This window comes from Paraburkholderia sp. SIMBA_054 (assembly GCF_046534875.1).
Taxonomy (GTDB): domain Bacteria; phylum Pseudomonadota; class Gammaproteobacteria; order Burkholderiales; family Burkholderiaceae; genus Paraburkholderia; species Paraburkholderia hospita.
The window spans coordinates 1-299 of the sequence record NZ_JAWRXV010000527.1 but is presented as its reverse complement, the minus strand read 5'-3'; the positions used below and the strand labels follow the sequence as shown (position 1 = coordinate 299).

The 299-nt window shown below is 42.8% G+C and carries 1 protein-coding gene; it reads left to right on the top strand.

Annotated features, from left to right (window positions below; translation table 11 throughout):
* Window positions 1-299: DUF4352 domain-containing protein (locus SB822_RS56195; RefSeq protein ID WP_410858991.1), on the top strand; the 299-nt coding region annotated here is incomplete at both ends.

The following is a 299-nucleotide window of genomic DNA, read 5'->3' as shown; positions in this document are numbered from 1 at the left end:
GCAGCAGAAGAGCCAGCTGCTGAAACTGCTGGAATCGGCGAAGAAGTTCAAGTTGGTGATGTATTCTTTACAGTCAATGAAATCTCAAGTGCGTCAAATGTAGGTGGTGAATACGGCGTTACAGCACAATCGCAGTTCACTATCGTAAATGTCACAGTTCGCAATGAAAAGAACGAAGCGATCACTGTAGACAATAACTTCTTCAAGTTGTTGTCTGGAGAAAGAACCTATGATTCTGATGGATCTGCTGGAATCTACGCTAACGAGGATGCTGATTTCTTTCTAACTAGCGTAAATCC